Annotated in this window: 17 protein-coding genes; 9 read left to right on the top strand and 8 right to left on the bottom strand. The window is 55.3% G+C overall.

Features of this window, described 5'->3' with window-relative positions; translation table 11 throughout:
• Positions 1 to 89 precede the first annotated feature (89 nt).
• The gene (gene acnA, locus ACMV5H_RS13660; RefSeq protein ID WP_414821976.1) at positions 90 to 2,762 is read left to right on the top strand and encodes an aconitate hydratase AcnA; all 2,673 of its coding nucleotides are present in this window, start codon (positions 90 to 92) and stop codon (positions 2,760 to 2,762) included.
• A 33-nt stretch (positions 2,763 to 2,795) separates the two neighbouring features.
• On the opposite strand, the gene ribA is transcribed toward acnA, so the two are convergent.
• Positions 2,796 to 3,389, bottom strand: a complete 594-nt coding sequence (ribA, locus tag ACMV5H_RS13665) for a GTP cyclohydrolase II (protein WP_021182092.1) — start codon at positions 3,387 to 3,389, stop codon at positions 2,796 to 2,798.
• 277 nt (positions 3,390 to 3,666) lie between these two features.
• Between ribA and pgpB the strand changes: the two genes are divergently transcribed.
• The 3 genes from pgpB to lapB all read left to right on the top strand — a co-directional run bounded on the left by pgpB (position 3,667) and on the right by lapB (position 6,285).
• On the top strand, positions 3,667 to 4,431 hold the full coding sequence (gene pgpB, locus ACMV5H_RS13670) for a phosphatidylglycerophosphatase B (protein ID WP_414821977.1): 765 nt from the start codon (positions 3,667 to 3,669) through the stop codon (positions 4,429 to 4,431).
• A 372-nt stretch (positions 4,432 to 4,803) separates the two neighbouring features.
• Positions 4,804 to 5,106 (top strand): LapA family protein, encoded by a 303-nt coding sequence (locus ACMV5H_RS13675; protein WP_059200939.1) that lies wholly within the window; start codon positions 4,804 to 4,806, stop codon positions 5,104 to 5,106.
• A gap of 6 nt (positions 5,107 to 5,112) precedes the next feature.
• Entirely contained in the window at positions 5,113 to 6,285 is a 1,173-nt protein-coding gene (gene lapB, locus ACMV5H_RS13680) for a lipopolysaccharide assembly protein LapB (protein ID WP_115158869.1), read from the top strand.
• A 55-nt stretch (positions 6,286 to 6,340) separates the two neighbouring features.
• Here lapB and ACMV5H_RS13685 read toward each other — a convergent pair whose 3' ends face one another.
• Positions 6,341 to 6,628, bottom strand: coding sequence for an Arc family DNA-binding protein (locus tag ACMV5H_RS13685; protein WP_021806568.1), 288 nt, complete (start codon positions 6,626 to 6,628; stop codon positions 6,341 to 6,343).
• Positions 6,629 to 6,781: 153 nt separating this feature from the next.
• Between ACMV5H_RS13685 and ACMV5H_RS13690 the strand changes: the two genes are divergently transcribed.
• Positions 6,782 to 7,711 carry a LysR family transcriptional regulator gene (locus ACMV5H_RS13690; protein ID WP_115158870.1) on the top strand — a complete coding sequence of 310 codons (930 nt, stop codon included), beginning with the start codon at positions 6,782 to 6,784 and terminating at the stop codon, positions 7,709 to 7,711.
• A gap of 79 nt (positions 7,712 to 7,790) precedes the next feature.
• Here ACMV5H_RS13690 and bhsA read toward each other — a convergent pair whose 3' ends face one another.
• Positions 7,791 to 8,051 (bottom strand): multiple stress resistance protein BhsA, encoded by a 261-nt coding sequence (gene bhsA / locus ACMV5H_RS13695; RefSeq protein WP_059200936.1) that lies wholly within the window; start codon positions 8,049 to 8,051, stop codon positions 7,791 to 7,793.
• A gap of 327 nt (positions 8,052 to 8,378) precedes the next feature.
• On the opposite strand from bhsA, the gene pyrF reads away from it, so the two are divergent.
• Together pyrF and yciH are read left to right on the top strand one after the other, a co-directional pair.
• Entirely contained in the window at positions 8,379 to 9,107 is a 729-nt protein-coding gene (gene pyrF, locus ACMV5H_RS13700) for an orotidine-5'-phosphate decarboxylase (protein ID WP_021182086.1), read from the top strand.
• Positions 9,108 to 9,117: 10 nt separating this feature from the next.
• Entirely contained in the window at positions 9,118 to 9,444 is a 327-nt protein-coding gene (yciH, locus tag ACMV5H_RS13705; protein WP_021806564.1) for a stress response translation initiation inhibitor YciH, read from the top strand.
• 151 nt (positions 9,445 to 9,595) lie between these two features.
• Here the strand turns inward: yciH and osmB are convergent, their stop codons facing one another.
• Positions 9,596 to 9,814 carry an osmotically-inducible lipoprotein OsmB gene (osmB, locus tag ACMV5H_RS13710; RefSeq protein ID WP_037375983.1) on the bottom strand — a complete coding sequence of 73 codons (219 nt, stop codon included), beginning with the start codon at positions 9,812 to 9,814 and terminating at the stop codon, positions 9,596 to 9,598.
• Between the two features lie 376 nt (positions 9,815 to 10,190).
• On the opposite strand from osmB, the gene araD reads away from it, so the two are divergent.
• Positions 10,191 to 10,886 (top strand): L-ribulose-5-phosphate 4-epimerase, encoded by a 696-nt coding sequence (araD, locus tag ACMV5H_RS13715; protein WP_059200935.1) that lies wholly within the window; start codon positions 10,191 to 10,193, stop codon positions 10,884 to 10,886.
• 32 nt (positions 10,887 to 10,918) lie between these two features.
• Here the strand turns inward: araD and ACMV5H_RS13720 are convergent, their stop codons facing one another.
• The 3 genes from ACMV5H_RS13720 to ACMV5H_RS13730 are packed head-to-tail and all read right to left on the bottom strand — an operon-like array spanning position 10,919 to position 15,053.
• Positions 10,919 to 11,665 carry a DNA-binding transcriptional regulator YciT gene (locus ACMV5H_RS13720; RefSeq protein WP_037376111.1) on the bottom strand — a complete coding sequence of 249 codons (747 nt, stop codon included), beginning with the start codon at positions 11,663 to 11,665 and terminating at the stop codon, positions 10,919 to 10,921.
• Between the two features lie 48 nt (positions 11,666 to 11,713).
• The gene (locus tag ACMV5H_RS13725; RefSeq protein ID WP_414821978.1) at positions 11,714 to 14,146 is read right to left on the bottom strand and encodes a formate C-acetyltransferase/glycerol dehydratase family glycyl radical enzyme; all 2,433 of its coding nucleotides are present in this window, start codon (positions 14,144 to 14,146) and stop codon (positions 11,714 to 11,716) included.
• Between the two features lie 4 nt (positions 14,147 to 14,150).
• A complete protein-coding gene (locus ACMV5H_RS13730) occupies positions 14,151 to 15,053 on the bottom strand; it encodes a glycyl-radical enzyme activating protein (RefSeq protein WP_414821979.1) in 903 nt (300 codons plus the stop codon).
• A gap of 147 nt (positions 15,054 to 15,200) precedes the next feature.
• On the opposite strand from ACMV5H_RS13730, the gene fsa reads away from it, so the two are divergent.
• Positions 15,201 to 15,866 carry a fructose-6-phosphate aldolase gene (gene fsa / locus ACMV5H_RS13735; protein WP_414821980.1) on the top strand — a complete coding sequence of 222 codons (666 nt, stop codon included), beginning with the start codon at positions 15,201 to 15,203 and terminating at the stop codon, positions 15,864 to 15,866.
• Between the two features lie 89 nt (positions 15,867 to 15,955).
• Here the strand turns inward: fsa and ACMV5H_RS13740 are convergent, their stop codons facing one another.
• Positions 15,956 to 18,022, bottom strand: a complete 2,067-nt coding sequence (locus tag ACMV5H_RS13740) for a carbon starvation CstA family protein (protein ID WP_071683430.1) — start codon at positions 18,020 to 18,022, stop codon at positions 15,956 to 15,958.
• Positions 18,023 to 18,060: the final 38 nt, after the last annotated feature.

The following is an 18,060-nucleotide window of genomic DNA, read 5'->3' on the forward strand; positions in this document are numbered from 1 at the left end:
GTTATCAAAACGTTACATGGCGTTTGTGTTATCTTTAAATAACACCTCAGAAATCACCCTGGTTTGACATAATAAAAAATGGAGGAGCTATGTCGTCCGATCTTCGTAAAACGAGTATGGATAAGCTGGTAGCACTGGGTAGTGAGTATCACTATTACAGTTTGCCACTGGCGGCCAGACAGTTAGGGGATATTGACCGGCTGCCGAAATCGATGAAAGTGTTACTGGAAAACCTGTTGCGCCATGTGGATGGTGATACGGTACAGGTTGACGATCTGAAGGCGATCGTAGGCTGGTTGCAAACCGGCCATGCCGATCGCGAAATTGCTTATCGCCCGGCGCGGGTGCTGATGCAGGACTTCACCGGCGTGCCTGCCGTGGTGGATTTGGCGGCAATGCGTGAGGCCGTTCTGCGCCTGGGCGGGAAAGTCGATCAGGTGAATCCGCTGTCACCGGTCGATCTGGTTATTGACCACTCCGTCACTGTCGATGAGTTTGGCGACGATGACGCCTTTGGCGAAAACGTGCGTATCGAAATGGAGCGCAACCACGAACGCTACACCTTCCTGCGCTGGGGGCAAAAGGCCTTCAACCGCTTCCGCGTGGTGCCACCCGGCACCGGCATCTGCCATCAGGTGAACCTGGAGTATCTGGGGCAAACCGTTTGGCATACCGAAGAGAATGGCCAACGCATTGCTTACCCCGATACCCTGGTGGGGACCGACTCCCACACCACCATGATTAACGGCCTTGGTATCCTCGGTTGGGGCGTTGGCGGTATTGAGGCCGAAGCTGCCATGTTGGGCCAGCCGGTCTCGATGCTGATCCCGGATGTGGTGGGCTTTAAACTCAGCGGTAAGTTACCTGAGGGGATTACGGCCACCGACCTGGTGTTGACGGTCACCCAAATGCTGCGTAAGCATGGCGTCGTCGGCAAGTTTGTTGAGTTTTATGGTGATGGGCTGGCCGATTTACCTCTGGCGGACCGGGCAACCATTGCCAACATGTCGCCAGAGTTTGGGGCAACCTGTGGCTTCTTCCCGGTGGATGACGTGACGCTGAGCTACCTGCAGTTAAGTGGTCGTAGCGCTGAGCAGATCGCATTGGTGGAAGCCTATGCCAAGGCTCAGGGGATGTGGCGCAATCCAGGCGATGAACCGGTGTTTACCAGCACGCTGTCGCTGGATATGTCGACGGTTGAGGCAAGCCTGGCAGGGCCAAAACGCCCGCAGGATCGCGTCGCGCTACCGCAGGTGCCAACAGCATTCACCGCCGCGACCGAGCTGGAAATTGGCGGTCAGAAAGATAAGCAGGAAGTGAAAAGCTTCACGCTGGGTGGCAAAAACCTGGAGCTAAATGCTGGTGCGGTGGTGATCGCAGCCATTACCTCCTGTACCAACACCTCCAACCCGAGCGTGATGATGGCCGCTGGCCTGTTGGCCAAAAAGGCCGTTGAAAAGGGTTTGAAGACCAAGCCTTGGGTGAAAACCTCACTGGCACCGGGTTCCAAAGTGGTGACCGAATACTTCGACCGCGCCAAACTGACGCCGTACCTGGAACAATTGGGCTTTAACCTGGTTGGCTATGGTTGTACGACCTGTATTGGTAACTCTGGCCCGTTGCCCGAGCCGATTGAGCAGGCGATCAAGGAAGGGGATCTCACCGTAGGGGCCGTGCTGTCCGGTAACCGTAACTTTGAAGGGCGCATCCATCCGCTGGTAAAAACCAACTGGCTGGCTTCGCCGCCACTGGTGGTTGCCTATGCGCTGGCAGGTAACATGAAGGTTGACCTGACCAAAGATGCGTTGGGCGTAGGTCGCGACGGGAAACCGGTCTATCTGAAGGATATCTGGCCTACCAGCCAGGAGATTGCCCAGGCCGTGGCCGAAGTCAGCACCGAAATGTTCCATAAGGAATATGGTGCAGTGTTTGATGGCGATGCCAGTTGGCAAGCGATCCAGGTGACCGGTTCCGCGACCTACGAATGGCAAGCCGACTCTACCTATATTCGCCATCCGCCATTTTTCAGTACCATGAAGGCGCAACCGGATCCGGTGCAGGACATTCGCGGCGCGCGTATTCTGGCAATCCTGGCAGACTCGGTGACCACTGACCATATCTCGCCTGCGGGCAACATCAAGCGTGACAGCCCGGCGGGACGCTACCTGAGCGAACGTGGTGTCGAGGTGAAAGAGTTCAACTCTTACGGTTCGCGCCGCGGTAACCATGAAGTAATGATGCGGGGCACTTTCGCCAACATCCGTATCCGTAACGAAATGGTTCCGGGCGTGGAGGGCGGTTATACCCGCCATCTACCTTCGCAGAATCAGATGGCGATCTATGATGCCGCCATGCAGTATCAGCAGGAGCAGGTACCACTGGCGGTGATTGCGGGTAAAGAGTATGGCTCTGGCTCCAGCCGCGACTGGGCAGCCAAAGGCCCGCGTTTATTGGGGGTGCGAGTGGTGATCGCGGAATCCTTTGAGCGCATCCACCGTTCCAACCTGATCGGTATGGGCATCTTGCCGTTGGAATTTCCGCAGGGTATAACGCGCAAAACGCTGGGTTTGACGGGGGAGGAACTGATCGACGTGAGTGGTTTGCAGGCGTTGCAACCCGGCCAGACGGTACCGGTCAATATCACCTATGCCGATGGCCGGCAGGTGGTGGTGAATACCCGTTGCCGTATTGATACCGGCAATGAGCTGACTTATTACCAGAACGACGGCATCCTGCACTACGTTATCCGTAAAATGCTGTAGAGAGAACAAGGGCGCCCAAAGGCGCCCTTGTTGTTATTTTTTGTCCAGCAAGTGGCCCATTTTAGCGGCCTTGGTGGCCAGATAACGTTCGTTCTTCGGGTTACGGCCGACGATCAACGGCACGCGCTCGGAGATATTAATGCCCGCTTCGCTCAGGATCTCGACCTTCTTCGGGTTATTGGTCAGCAGGCGCACCGCATCCACCCCCAGCAGTTTGAACATATCGGCGCACAGGGTGAAGTCTCGCTCATCGGCGGCAAAGCCTAGCTGATGGTTGGCTTCCACCGTGTCCGCTCCTTTATCCTGCAAGGCATAGGCGCGTATCTTGTTCAACAGACCGATATTACGGCCTTCCTGGCGGTGATACAGCAGAATGCCGCGGCCTTCCTCGGCGATCTGTTCCAACGCGGCTTCCAGCTGAAAACCGCAGTCACAGCGCAGGCTGAACAGCGCATCACCGGTCAGACATTCGGAATGAACCCGTGAGAGGACCGGTGTTTCGCCGGTAATATCGCCGAAAACCAGTGCCAGATGATCGTGCCCGGTGGCCAGTTCTTCGAACCCCACCATCAGAAAATCACCCCATGGTGTTGGCAGTTTGGCTTCCGCCACACGTTTAAGCTGCATGTCACTCTCCAAAAACACTACCTGTCAAATCGCTGCGTGCATCCTACGACTGGAACAGGGGACTGACCAGCATTAAAACAGACGGCGACGATCGCTATTTCATTCATTGTCAGCTATTTTGCCATAACTTGTGGCCGAGCGGTGCTCAGCAAAGCAGCATATGGTGTTTTACCGCTCCTATTGTTGCAATAGGTCAGTTATCTATCTAATTTCTCTTGTTTTGCTGAGTTATCAAGATTGTTACACTGCGGGTTAACCACAGTGGAAGGATAACGGGATGTTAAAGATAGCAAAACGCACGGCGGGTGGAGCGATTGTGCTGATGTTGTTGCCGCTGGCGGTCTGGTTGTTTGGCTGGCACTGGCAACCCGGCGGTAATGACGGTCTGTTAAAAGCGCTGTTCTGGGTAACGGAAACCGTCACTGCGCCCTGGGGTATTCTCACCAGCCTGATCCTGTCGGCCTGGTTTCTGTGGTGTCTACGCTTTCGGCTGAAAGCGGCGGTAGGGCTGTTCATCCTGTTGTCTGCGGCAATCGGGATTGGGCAGGCGATCAAATCTTCCATCAAAGAGCAGGTACAGGCACCGCGGCCGTTTGTCGTGTGGCTGGAGTCGACCCATCAGATTGATGAAAAATACTTCTACTCGCTGGACAGGAAGCAGCGTAGCGCGCTGGTCAAAGAGCAGTTGCTGGACCAGGCGCTGGTACCTGAATGGTTGAGTAAACACTGGCAGTTTGAAACTGGCTTCTCGTTCCCTTCAGGCCACACGATGTTTGCCGCTATGTGGGCATTGCTGGGGGGTGGGCTGTTGTGGCCGCGGCGGCATTATAAAACCGTAGCGGTGTTGATGATTTGGGCATTTGGCGTGATGGCGAGCCGCCTGATGCTCGGCATGCATTGGCCGCGGGATCTGGCGATGGCGATTGTCATTAGCTGGTTGCTGGTTACCCTGGCCAGTTGGTTGACTCAGCGTTGGTTTGGGCCACTCACCATTCCACCGCAGGAGCAGCAGGAAATCGGCGAGCGGGAAGGCGAGCAGTAATTTAGCAGGAGAGGTGATGAAAGCTTAGTGTGACGTTGTCACTAATGGCGGCTCCAACCCGGGGCCGCATCAACGCGGGTTTTTACCCTGCATTGCAATCTGTCCTTTCGTCCCCATATCTTATCAAACTCGTGATTTTGAGAAGCTTTCTCATTAATTTGCTCAGGCGCTGCATTTGTTGCTGAATATCCCAGCAGATCTGCGGTTTTATCGTCTGCCAGGGTTTCCCTGCTACGACGGGAAATGCTAACTTAAGTCATAGGGACGCCACTTAGCGGCAATTACCCGTGGGCGGCAAACCCTGTATTGGGTTCCGGTTTGTGGCCTTGAGGGTAGAGTTCATCCGATTCACTCGGCATTGCGGGAAAGAATGTGAAATATTTACTGATTTTTTTACTGGTTCTGGTGATTTTCGTGGCTTCAGTCACGCTGGGCGCGCATAACGACCAGGTGGTGACGTTTAACTATTTGGTTGCTCAGGGCGAATATCCGGTATCAACCCTGTTGGCCACCCTGTTTGGTGCTGGCTTTGTGCTGGGTTGGATTATTTGTGGGTTATTTTATCTGCGCACACGTATCGCTCTTGGGCGTGCAGAGCGGAAAATCAAAAGGCTGGAACTGCAGCTCGAAGCACCTGTCGAGCCGGCATCGTTGCCCGCAGTCAGCAAGGAATAATCTGTTATGTTAGAGCTGCTGTTTCTGTTGCTGCCTGTAGCTGCCGCGTACGGTTGGTACATGGGGCGCAGAAGTGCTCAGCAGGATAAACAACAGGAAGCCAACCGCCTGTCGCGTGAATACGTGGCTGGGGTTAACTTCCTGCTTTCCAACCAGCAGGATAAAGCGGTCGATCTGTTTCTCGACATGTTGAAAGAGGACAGCAATACCGTTGAAGCTCACCTGACGTTGGGCAATCTGTTCCGCTCTCGTGGTGAAGTCGATCGCGCTATCCGCATCCATCAGGCCTTGATGGAAAGCGCTTCTTTAACCTTCGAACAGCGTCTGCTGGCGATACAGCAACTGGGGCGTGACTATATGGCCGCCGGGTTGTATGACCGCGCCGAGGACATGTTCAGCCAGTTGATCAATGAAGAAGACTTCCGAGTTTCCGCGCTGCAGCAATTACTGGTGATCCACCAGGCCACCAGCGACTGGCAGAAAGCCATCGAAGTGGCAGAGAAGTTGGTCAAGCTGGGTAAGGAAAAGCAACGCGTCGAGATCGCGCATTTTTATTGTGAGCTGGCCCTGCAGGCGATGGGCAGTGACGATCTGGACAAGGCGATGGGCCTGCTCAAGCGCGCGGCCTCGGCGGATAAACAGTGCGCCCGTGTGTCGATCATGGTTGGGCGTATCTTCATGGCGCAAGAGGAGTATGCCAAGGCGGTAGAAACCCTGAAGCGCGTATTGGATCAAGATAAAGAGCTGGTCAGCGAAGCGTTACCGATGCTGCAGGAGTGCTACCAGCATTTGCCTCAACAAGAGCAAGACTGGGCGGACTTTCTCAAACGTTGTGTGGCGGAGAATACCGGAGCCACGGCAGAATTGATGCTGGCGGAAGTGATCGAGCAACGGGAAGGGAGCGATGTGGTACAGGTGTACATCAATCGCCAGCTGCAGCGCCATCCGACCATGCGCGTGTTTTATCGCCTGATGGATTATCATCTGGCTGATGCAGAAGACGGTCGCGCCAAAGAAAGCCTGCTGTTACTACGGGATATGGTAGGCGAGCAGATCCGTACCAAACCGCGCTACCGCTGCCACAAATGCGGTTTTACCGCCCATTCACTTTACTGGCATTGTCCTTCGTGCCGGGCCTGGTCTTCGGTTAAACCGATACGCGGGCTGGACGGGCAATAAAAAAGCTTGTTAGCTAGGGGCGCTGCACATGCGGCGCCCGCCAAGATTGTCCGGGTTACTTTTTCTTGCCGCTTTTCGCGCCGCCTTTCAGCAGTTGACGCAGCTTCTTCAGCTCTTTCTGGCTAAGAGGTTGTTCAATCTCCTCTTCGGTGCCCTGATTATCGATATCGTCATGATGCAGCGGAGCCGCTTTCTTACTGGCTTTGGCAGGGACTTCGAAGCTATGTTCCAGCCGTTGGCAAACCTCTGCACTCAATGAAAGCTGGTTCTCCAAGGCAATCGCCTTGATTTGCTCTTTCAGTGCCAGAGGGATCTTGATGGTTAGTGTCGATATCTCGCTCATTTTGCTGCCTTTTACGCGGGAGGTTACCATCAAGCTAAGTCAGCCGTGCAGATCTGTCCAGTGTGTAATAAAAATTTAATAATTTTGTAACATAAATGGGCTACACCAATGCGCTACGCTTTCCTCATTTTTTTGGCCGAGATACTATGAGCCATGACTGAACCCGATCTCAATTTACTTATCGCCCTTGATGCGCTGCTCGCTGAAGTCAGCGTGGCTGGTGCTGCGCGTCGTCTTGGTTTAAGCGCTTCTGCCATGAGCCGCACGCTCACCCGGCTACGCACCGTTACCGAAGATCCCTTATTGGTGCGTGCCGGTCGCCACATGGTGCTGACGCCTTATGCCGAGGAGCTGCGGGAACGTACGCAAAATGCCGTATTTGCGGCGCGTTCGGTGCTGCGCCCATCCGCCACAGAATTGAACCTCGCCACGCTGGAACGCACCTTTAACATTCGTGCCAATGAGGGGTTTGTGGAGGCATTTGGAGCTTCACTGATTGCGGTAGCCGCCAAGGCTGCGCCTTTGGTGCGCCTGCGTTTTTCGCCCAAGCCAGAGAAAACCTCAAAGCCTCTGCGTGAAGGTCTGGTTGATCTTGAGATTGGTGTTTTGGGGACCATGGGGCCGGAAATACGCGTGCAGGCGCTGTTTAGGGATCGCTTCGTTGGTGTGGTAAGAGCGGGGCATCCGCTGGCGCGGGAACCAGAGGTGAAGGCCAGCCAGTATGCCGCGTTGGGCCATGTTGTCGCTTCCCGGCGTGAGCGTACCTACGGGCCGGTAGACGAAGCATTGGCTGAACTAGGTTTGCGGCGCAACATTGCCGCCGTGGTACCGAGTTTCCCGGCAGCCTTGGCCGTCGCTCAGGAGTCCGATCTGGTGGCGTTGGTGCCTGCCTCATTCCTTATCAATCAACCAGTGACCAATATTGATGGGGGCGTAGCGACACTCTGGGCTTTTGAACTGCCGGTTACGACCAGACTGATTACGATATCGCAGCTGTGGCACCCACGTGCCGAGGCGGATCCGGCTCATCGTTGGTTGCGGCAATTGGTACTGAATGTCTGTCGCAAGTTGGTACCAGAATAAAAACAGGTGGGCTGTGGTGTCGTAGGGGATGGGCGCCTTATGCAGCGCCCGTTCAGATAATCTAGAGGGTGGCTCGAACTTATTTATAGATGATCGCGTTGCCATGCAGCATGTTGTTACCACCGGCGGCGACAATGCGATAGCTGCTAGCGCCTTGGGCTTTGGCTTTAGCCGCCAGCTTGGCTTCCAGGCTGCTCAGCGTGGTAACACCACCGGCAGATACTACGCCAACTTCAGTCAGGCTCTGTGCCTGTTGCTGGCTGACTGGCTCAGCGGCAACGCTGGCAAATGAGGTTAGGACCAGAACGGTAGCTGCTGCAAAATATTTGATGCCTTTCATGAGTATCTCCAATTTGGTTTTGAGGGTGAAAGTGTTTCCGCTTTCGATGTGTTGAATGATATAGCATTTATAAACGGATGAAATCGGATAGGCTTGAGCATGTTAATCAAATTATTTGATTAAGAATTTACGCTTCTTTACCGCGTTTTACTCACCCTGGGTTAAGGGCGCAAGGCGTTATTGACAGTCGATGACCAACGCTGTGTTAACATTACGTAACGGCAACGGGTTGCGTGACTGGGATTTCCGCTGTCTGGCATGTAGAATGCGGCGGTCAGTTTTGCTGGCGGCTCACTCATCACGTCCATTTCACACAAGGTAGAAGCTATGAAGTCTGAAAATAACTCAAATAACAATGACTTAAAATCATCGCCCATCATCGTGGCATTGGATTACGCCGACCGTTCCGCCGCATTGGCCTTTGCCGACCGTATCGATCCGCAAGATTGCCGGCTAAAAGTGGGTAAAGAGATGTTCACCCTGTTCGGGCCTGAGATCGTGCGCGATCTGCATCAGCGCGGATTTGAGGTGTTCCTCGATTTGAAATTCCACGATATTCCTAACACCACGGCGCATGCCGTAGCCGCTGCGGCGGAGTTGGGCGTATGGATGGTGAACGTACATGCCAGCGGTGGTGCTCGCATGATGAACGCAGCCAAAGAGGCGCTGCTGCCTTATGGCGCGGATGCACCGCTATTGATTGCCGTCACCGTGCTCACCAGCATGGAGGCGGAAGATCTGCGCGCCATTGGTATCGAACTCAGCCCGGCAGAGCAGGCGGAAAGACTGGCTCGCCTGACGCGCGACTGTGGCCTGGACGGTGTGGTCTGTTCTGCGCAGGAAGCTTCACGCCTGAAAGCTGCTTGTGGCGACCAGTTCCAACTGGTTACTCCTGGTATTCGCCCTGAAGGCAGTGCCGCAGGCGATCAACGCCGCGTGATGACACCGGTGCAGGCTCTGGCCGCCGGAGTTGATTATATGGTGATCGGCCGTCCGATTACGCAATCCGCCGATCCCGCGGCAGCGCTCAGCGCTATTCGAGCCTCACTGGTTTAAGGAACCCAGCATGAATGATGATAACAGCCGCCTGGTGTACTCTACCGACAGCGGGCGTATCAAGCAGGAAGAAGCCAAGCCAGAGCGTGTCAAAGGCGATGGCATCGTGCGTATTCAACGCCAGACCAGCGGCAGAAAAGGCAAGGGGGTTTGCCTGATCACCGGTGTCGATCTGGATGATGCGGCACTGGATAAACTGGCTGCCGAACTGAAAAAGAAATGCGGTTGTGGTGGCTCGGTGAAGGATGGTGTGATCGAAATCCAGGGCGACAAACGTGACCTGCTAAAGCAATTACTGGAAGCCAAGGGCATGAAGGTTAAGCTGGCTGGCGGTTGAGCAGCTAAATGAAATATGCCGCAGTGTGTCACTGCGGCTGCATTCATCGAAATGATAAACGTAAAAATAGACCTGAAAGTTTTTTTCAATTAGACGTCAAAGCGTGAACGCTTTTGTCAGCCTATCGGCAGAGGTATCAGCAAGCCGTGGCTTATTTACTCACCTGGTGACCGATGATGCCACCAACAGCGGCACCGCCGACGGTCCCCAACGCGCTGCCGTTAGTCAGCACCGCACCGCCTACCGCACCTGCACCTGCACCAATCGCCGTGTTGCGGTCACGTTTAGACATATTCGAACAGGCACTCAGCGACAGAGCCAGGGTGATCACCACTGCGGCAGTGGCCAAACGTTGATTAATGATCATAATGAATTCTCCTTAGCATCGGCTATATGGAACTACTTTACTGGCATAGCACAGCTTTAGTATAGGCAGTAATCAGCAAACTGGCCTGAGACTGTCTTCCAGACGACCTTGAAATAAAAAATGGCATTTATTGCACAAAACAGGGCAAATAAAAAATCAGGGCGGTTTTTTCGCCTTGTTTCAGTATAAATCTCTGACGAGGGATAAATAGGGAAATAGTCTTAATTTAGCCCGGGTCGGCAGGCGATTATTCCGAATCCGCCGCCACACATCTTGGTGTATCCAGCAGAAATCTACGTGGTCTTTAGCGATCTATCCCATACCGCCCAGTGGCATGCCTGCTGACAATAGTCGCAGACCAAGCCACAAGGACAAGATCATGCTCAACGAACTAAAACAACAGGTGCTGGAAGCCAACCTTCAACTTCCGCGCCATCATCTGGTGACCTTTACCTGGGGCAATGTCAGCGCCGTAGACCGCCAGCAGGGGCTGATGGTGATCAAACCTTCCGGCGTTGAGTATGATGCCATGACCCGTGAGGATATGGTGGTGGTGGAACTGGAGAGCGGCAAGGTGGTGGAGGGGAGTAAAAAGCCTTCTTCCGATACGGATACCCACCGGGTGCTGTACCTGAACTTTGCTGCAGCGGGTGGGATCGTTCATACCCACTCGCGCCATGCCACCATTTGGGCACAGGCCGGATTAGCCATCCCCGCGTGGGGAACGACACATGCGGACTACTTCTATGGTGATATTCCCTGTACTAGGCTAATGCGCGACGAAGAGATCAACGGCCGTTATGAGTGGGAGACCGGGCAGGTGATCGTCGAAACCTTCAAAGAGCGTGGGTTGGATGCCGCTCAGATACCGGCAGTACTGGTACATTCCCACGGTCCATTTGCCTGGGGCAAAGATGCTGACGGCGCGGTGCATAATGCCGTGGTGTTGGAAGAGTTGGCCTATATGGGGATCTTCTCGCGTCAGTTAGCACCGGGGCTGGGCAATATGCAGCAGAGCCTGTTGGACAAGCACTATCTGCGCAAGCACGGAGCACATGCCTATTATGGGCAGTAATCTCATCACGGGGCCGAAGGGCCCCGCAGCTGTTATTCGTTAACCAGATCCAACTTGATACCCTGGCGTTTAAGCAACTGCTGGTAGTCGTTGGCGATACGCGAGTCGGTGATCACCCGCCCAATCTGGCTCATGGGTTCCAATGGATTAGGTTGGATCTGGCCGAATTTTGACGAGTCGGTCAGCACTATGTTCTCTACGCCTTTGGCTAATACCGCATTGACCACGTCGGCACGCATCATATCGCGGCCGGTGAAGCCGGTCTCCGCGTGATAGCCATCCACCCCGATAAACGCCTTGCTGAAGTGCACCTGCTGGATACACATGCGGGTTAACGGGCCGACCACGGTTTCACTCTTCTTCTGGAACATGCCGCCGAGAACGATCACATCGCAGTCGGTCTCTTTCAGCAGATGGGCGATGTAATGGCTGACGGTGATCAGCGTGACGCGCTTGCGCTCGGCCAGATAGCGGGCCAGTAAGGCGTTGGCACTACCGCTCTCAATAAAGATGGTTTCGCCATCGTTGACCAGCGATGCAGCATATTGTGCCAGCTTCTGCTTAAGCGTGAAGTTGGACATCATGCGGGCATCAACGTCGTCGCTTTCCAGCGCAACGGCAGAACCGTGAACGCGTTTCAGATAGCTGCGTTTTTCTAACAGATTGAGATCCTGACGGATCGTCACCTCAGAAACGCCAGAGGCGCGCGCCAGTTCGCCAACGCTGATGCGCCTGCGGTCATTCACCAACTGCAAAATGGTTTGTTGTCTTGAATTCATAGCGGCCTGATAGGCGGCCACCAAAGGGTGACCGCAACGATTCACTGATTAAAGAGTATGTTCGGTACGCGCGATAATGTCATCCTGCGCATCTGGGGATAATGCGGTAAAGAAGGCAGAATATCCAGCTACGCGTACCACTAAATCGCGATATTGGTCAGGATGTTGCTTCGCGGCCAACAGCGTTTCCCGTGACACGATATTATACTGCACGTGCCAGCCATGGTAAGCCTCGAAGAAAGTGCGCAGCATCAGCATCAGTTTTTCGCGATCACGCGGGTTCTCCAGCGTGGACGGGTTCAGCTTCTGGTTCAGCAACACGCCACCCAGAATCGACTCGGTAGGCAGTTTGCTCAGCGAGTTGAACACTGCCGTTGGGCCTAGATGGTCGGTGCCGGAAGCCGGGCTAGCCCCTTCCGCCAATGGCGTATGCGCTTTACGGCCGTCTGGCGTAGCCATGGTGGCAGCACCAAACGGAACGTTGGCCGAAATGGAGGAGGTGCCCGCATAGTAGGTACCACCGATCGGGCCACGGCCAAAGCGGGTGTTGTGATACTGCTTCAGCTCGTCGATATAGGTCTGATAGGCACGTACCAGCAGCTGATCGACATCATCCACGTCGTTGCCGTACTTTGGCGCCGCATTGATCAAGCGTTGGCGCAGCTGTTCGCCGTCCAGGCCAGCAAAATCGTTAGCAAGAGCCTGAGCCAGCTGTTGCTGACCAATAATCCCCTGATCGAACACCAGCTTGCGTACCGCTTCCAGGCTGTTACCCAGGTTGGCGATCCCGACCTGCAGACCGGATACCCAGTCATATTTCGCACCGCCTTGTTTGACACTCTTGCCGCGCTCGATGCAATCATCCACCAGAGCCGAGCACACAATGTCGTGGGCATTTTCTTCCAGCACGGTATCGACTACACACTCAATCTCAATCGATTTGCGGGTGTAATAGCGGATCTGCGTATCCCAGGCATCCAGCACTTGGTCAAACTGGCTAAAGTTACCCTGAGACAGCCCCAGCTCCTGCGGCAGGAAAATCTTGCCGGAGGTGGCGTCGCGCCCTTGCTCCAGAGCTGCCAACATCACGCGGGCAAAGTTGATAAAGCTCATCCCGGTACAGCGGTAGCCCCATTTGCCGCCAACGGCGGTCTCGATGCAACCGATCGCGGCGTAATCATAGGCGTCCTGTGATTCGACGCCCAGCTTGATAAACTCGGGGATCACGATCTCATCGTTGTTAAACGCCGGCATGCCGAAGCCGCAGCGGATCACCTGCACGCAGGCGTCAAGGAAATCATTACTGATCCCGGCGTGATAGCGCACGCTGAGGTTAGGCTGCGTTGAACGCAGACGGCCACAGGATTCCAGAATGGTGTAAGAGAGCGGGTTGATCGCGTCACAAGGCTGGCCATTGACCAGTTTCTGGCCGCCGATGGTGACGTTCTGATACAGCGGGCTACCGGCGGAGGCTTTGGAGTGCGAGCCGGAACGGATCTTGTTCACTTCCAGCAGTTTCAACCAGCAGCTGTGCAGCATCTCGATGGCTTTTTCGCGCGGCAGGCTTTGCTCCAACTCCACGTCACGGCGATACCAAGGATACAGATATTGGTCGAGGCGGCCGAAGGATACCGAGTGGCCGTTGGATTCGATCTGCAGGAACAGCTGAATGAAGTAACACAGTTGCAGCGCCTGCCAGAAGGTCTGTGGCGGTTGATGGGCGATCAGTTCGCAGTTGGCTGCCATGGTCAACAGCTCTTCACGCCGCCAGATGCGTTGCTCTGCCTGGGCCATTTCACGGGCCAACTGGGCAAAGCGCAGTATGTGCTCGCTGAGAGCGTCCAGCGAGATGTCGATGGCCTTGAGGAACTGTTCCTTATGCAGGTCGTCCCAGTCCGTCAGGTGCAGGCGTTCACGGCGCTCAGCCACTTTCTCACGCAGGCCATCCAGACCTTTTTCCAGTAACAGCGGGAAGTTGACCGCCAGGTGCGCATCCCCAGACGTCATGTTGCCTTCCGCCTTGATGATACCGGTAGCCAGCAGGGCTTTTTGCTCATCGGTGAACATGCCGTAGCAGCGATCCTGCACGGTCTGGCCACGCCACCATGGGCACAGGGTGTGCAATACCTTTTTATCCTGTTCGCTGACGGAGAAGCCAGCGCCGGGGCGATCGGCCAACTCGTCAATTTCGCTTTCGATCCAACTGACGGTGTATTCCGGGAAGATCGGCGCGGCACGTAGCTGACTAGCCTGGTTACCGATAATCAGCTCATCATTCTTGATCCAGATGCTCCGTTTGGCCAGATGGTTGGCCAACGCCATGGCACGCCTTACCGGCAGCGGCTTATCCTGATGCTGCTGGTACGTTTCGGTATAGTGCTGTGCGCGTTCGGTACAGACCGGTGGCTTGACGATATGGATCAGCGCGTTCTTATGCGCTAGCGTGCGTTCGGTCAGGGTAGTCAGATCCAGCGTTGTCATGGTGTTATCCTCGCAAAATGGCGGTCAGACCTTTGACGCTGGCGTAATCTTCGGCATAGGCCAGCAGTTCGGGGTCGTCTAGTGGGGTACGGGAAGCGTAATAAGGCGCGCCGAGCAGATGGTATTTATTCATCCCCAGCGTGTGGTACGGTAAAAAATGGATCTCTTTGACGCCGATCTCGTCGGCGGCAAAGTCGGTAATGGCGCGGATTGAGTCGCGATCGGCGTTAAATTCGGGGATTAACGGCACTCGCACGGTGATCTGAGTGCCAGCGGTAGCTAAGCGGCGGAAGTTATCCATCACCCGTTTGGCGGAGCCTTCGGTCCATTGCTTGAAGCGAACTTGGTCGACGTGTTTCAGATCGGCCAGCATCAGGTCTAGCCAGGGCAGAGATGGCTCGATATAGGACCAAGGCGTATGCAGGCAAGATTCTACGGCGGTATTGATACCAGCCTCGCGCCCGCGTTTGAGCAGTTCAGCCGCAACCTCTGGCTGCATAAACGGCTCGCCGCCGGACAGCGTCAGGCCACCGCCGGTGCGCAGATAGTAAGGTTTATCGCGCATCACTTCGGCCATCACCGCATCAAGGTCGAGCGCCGTGCCGCAGACGCTCAGCGCGCCAGTTGGGCAACAGCCGTTTAATGCGTCATAATCGGCGGCAGTCAGTAACGAACGTTGCAGGGTTAGGGTGTTGTCATCAACGCGGGTGATAGCGTGCGGGCAACTCTCACTGCACAGGGTACAGGCCGCCAGACACAGGCGCTCATCAAACAGCAGCTCCTGCTGGCGGGAACGGCTTTCCGGGTTCTGGCACCAGCGGCAGCCAAGTGAGCAGCCCTTAAGGAACACCACGCTGCGGATGCCTGGGCCGTCATGTGTTGAGTAGCGCTGTAGATTGAAAAGCATTCGTCACCTGTGAAGTCTAAAATCTTCTTACGTAAATTAAATAGGTTTCGAATGAAAGTTGATTTGATTTTAATCAAATGATGGCGGCTTTTTTCGCTTATTATGTTCAGAGTTTGAATCTGCCCACAAAAGAATCAGGAGAAGGTTATGGAACTGTATCTCGATACCGCCGACGTCAGCGCAGTGAAACGTTTGGCGCGCGTCTTGCCGCTGCACGGCGTGACCACCAACCCCAGCATCGTTGCCAAAGAAGGAAAGCCGATCTGGGAGGTTCTGCCGGCCTTGCGTGATGCGTTAGGCGGTACCGGTAAGCTGTTTGCCCAGGTGATGGCTAACGACGCAGAACGTATGGTTGCCGAAGCCGTCCTGCTGAGTCAACGCGTGCCGGGCCTGGTAGTCAAGATCCCCACCACCGCAGAAGGGCTGGCGGCAATCAAGAAGCTGAAATCCATGTCGATCCCCACCTTGGGTACCGCCGTTTACGGCGCTGGTCAGGGGCTGCTGGCGGCGTTGGCCGGGGCAGAGTATGTGGCACCTTACGTTAACCGTCAGGACGCACAGGGTGGCGACGGCGTTGAAATGGTACACGAGTTGCAACAGCTGTTATCGCTGCATGCTCCGCACGCCAAGGTGCTGGCGGCCAGCTTTAAAACGCCACGTCAGGCGTTGGAGTGTCTGTTGGCAGGTTGCCAGTCGATCACTTTACCGGTGGATGTGGCAGAACAGTTTATTTCCACTCCGGCGGTTCAGGCGGCGGTAGAGAAGTTTGAACAGGATTGGCAGGGGGCTTTCGGCACGACGTTGATAAGCTAAAGTGCATTGAAAAGGGCGGCACCTGGCCGCCCTTGTAGGCATTCGATGAGACTGTTTCAACTGGCTCATCCCGTAGCCTGGCCGTTCAGTTAGACGCGCCCGGTTTCCTCACGCAGTACAATAGTGCTTTCACGTACCGTAGGCGTTTTGGAACCCAACGCGCGGCGCACCACGAAGAAGGCCGAAACCAGCATCGTCACCGCAACCAGCATAAAGAAGGCGCACAACGCGGCGTTAATCTGATTGGCAAACACGATGGTCTGCATATCCGCAATGGATTTGGCCGGGGCGATAACCGTGTTCGATTCAATCCCGGCAGAGAATTTCTTCGCCTGCGCCAGGAAGCCGATGCTTGGTTTTTCATGGAAAATCTTTTGCCAGCCCGCCGTCATTGAGGTGATAAACAGCCAGATGGTCGGCAAAATGGTCACCCAGGCGTAACGCTGTTTCTTCATCTTGAACAGCACTACGGTGCCCAGGATCAGCGCCATTGAAGCCAGCATCTGGTTACCAATGCCGAACAGCGGCCACAGCGTATTGATCCCACCTAACGGATCCACGACGCCCTGATAAACAAAGAAGCCCCAACCGGCCACGGCCACGGTGGTACCGGCCAGGTTGCCGAGCCAGGAGCGGTTGTTCGCCAGTCGTGGAATGGCTACGCCAACCAGATCCTGCACCATAAAGCGACAGGCGCGGGTGCCCGCATCCACCGCAGTGAGGATAAACAGGGCTTCAAACAGGATGGCAAAGTGATACCAGAAGGCCATCATCGCCCGGCTGTTAAACACCTCGCTGATGATATGAGCCATGCCAACGGCAAAGGTTGGCGCGCCACCGGCTCTGGACAGCACCGACTTCTCGCCCACATCATGGGCAATCTGCGTCAGCGTTTCCGGGGTGACCATAAAGCCCCAGCTGTTAATTGCCTGTGAAGCACTTTCCACCGTGGTGCCGATCAGCGCCGCCGGTGAGTTCATGGCAAAGTAGACGCCTGGGTCGATCACCGAAGCGCAAATCAGCGCCATGATGGCCACGAAGGACTCCATCAGCATGCCGCCGTAGCCGATAAAGCGGATATGGCTCTCACGCTCAACCAGCTTCGGTGTGGTGCCACTGGAGACCAGGGCGTGGAACCCGGAGATTGCGCCACAGGCAATGGTAATAAACAGGAACGGGAACAGTGAACCGGCAAACACCGGGCCGCTGCCATCGATAAAGCGTGACACCGCCGGCATTCTCATTTCCGGCATCGCGAACACAATGCCCACCGCCAGCCCCACGATCACACCGATTTTCAGGAAGGTAGAAAGATAGTCACGCGGAGCAAGCAACAACCACACCGGCAGCACCGAAGCGACAAAACCATAAATCACCAGCACCCAGGTCAGGGTGGTGCCGTGCAGGGTAAAGAACGGCCCCCAGTATGGATGCATGGCGATGTTGCCACCGTAGATGATCGCCATCATCATCAGCACAAAGCCGATCAGCGAAACCTCGGCAATCTTGCCTGGGCGGATAAAGCGCATGTAAACGCCCATAAACAGCGCAATCGGGATGGTGGCAGCAATGGTGAACAGACCCCAAGGGCTGTCTGCCAGCGCTTTAACGACCACCAACGCCAGCGCCGAGAGGATGATGATCATCACCCCAAGTGCGCCCAGCATGGTTACCACACCGGCAAAGGCGCCTAACTCCTGCTTGGCCATTTCCCCCAGCGAGCGTCCGTCGCGGCGGGTGGAGATAAACAGGATCAGGAAATCTTGCACCGCCCCAGCCAACATCACCCCAACCAATATCCAGATGGTACCAGGCAGGAAGCCCATCTGCGCAGCCAGGATCGGCCCAACCAGCGGGCCAGCACCGGCAATCGCGGCAAAGTGGTGACCAAACAGCACCCATTTGTTGGTGGGTACATAGTCCAGGCCATCGTTATGGCGTTCCGCTGGCGTTAACCGACGGTCATCGAGTTCAAAGACGTTCTTGGCAATAAACCGGCTATAAAAGCGGTAGGCAATGCTGTAGCAGGCGACGGAAGCCACCACCAGCCAGACAGCGTTGACGTGTTCCCCACGGCTCAAGGCAAGCATGCCGAAAGCGAAGGCACCGACCAGCGCCACCGCGAGCCAGATTATGGCTGACTTGACGTTTTTCATGTTCCGCAACTCCTTGTTGTGCAGAGGTAGAAAGGTGA

Origin of the sequence: Serratia sp. N21D137, from assembly GCF_047530005.1 — a bacterium.
In the GTDB taxonomy this organism is placed as follows: domain Bacteria; phylum Pseudomonadota; class Gammaproteobacteria; order Enterobacterales; family Enterobacteriaceae; genus Chania; species Chania fonticola_B.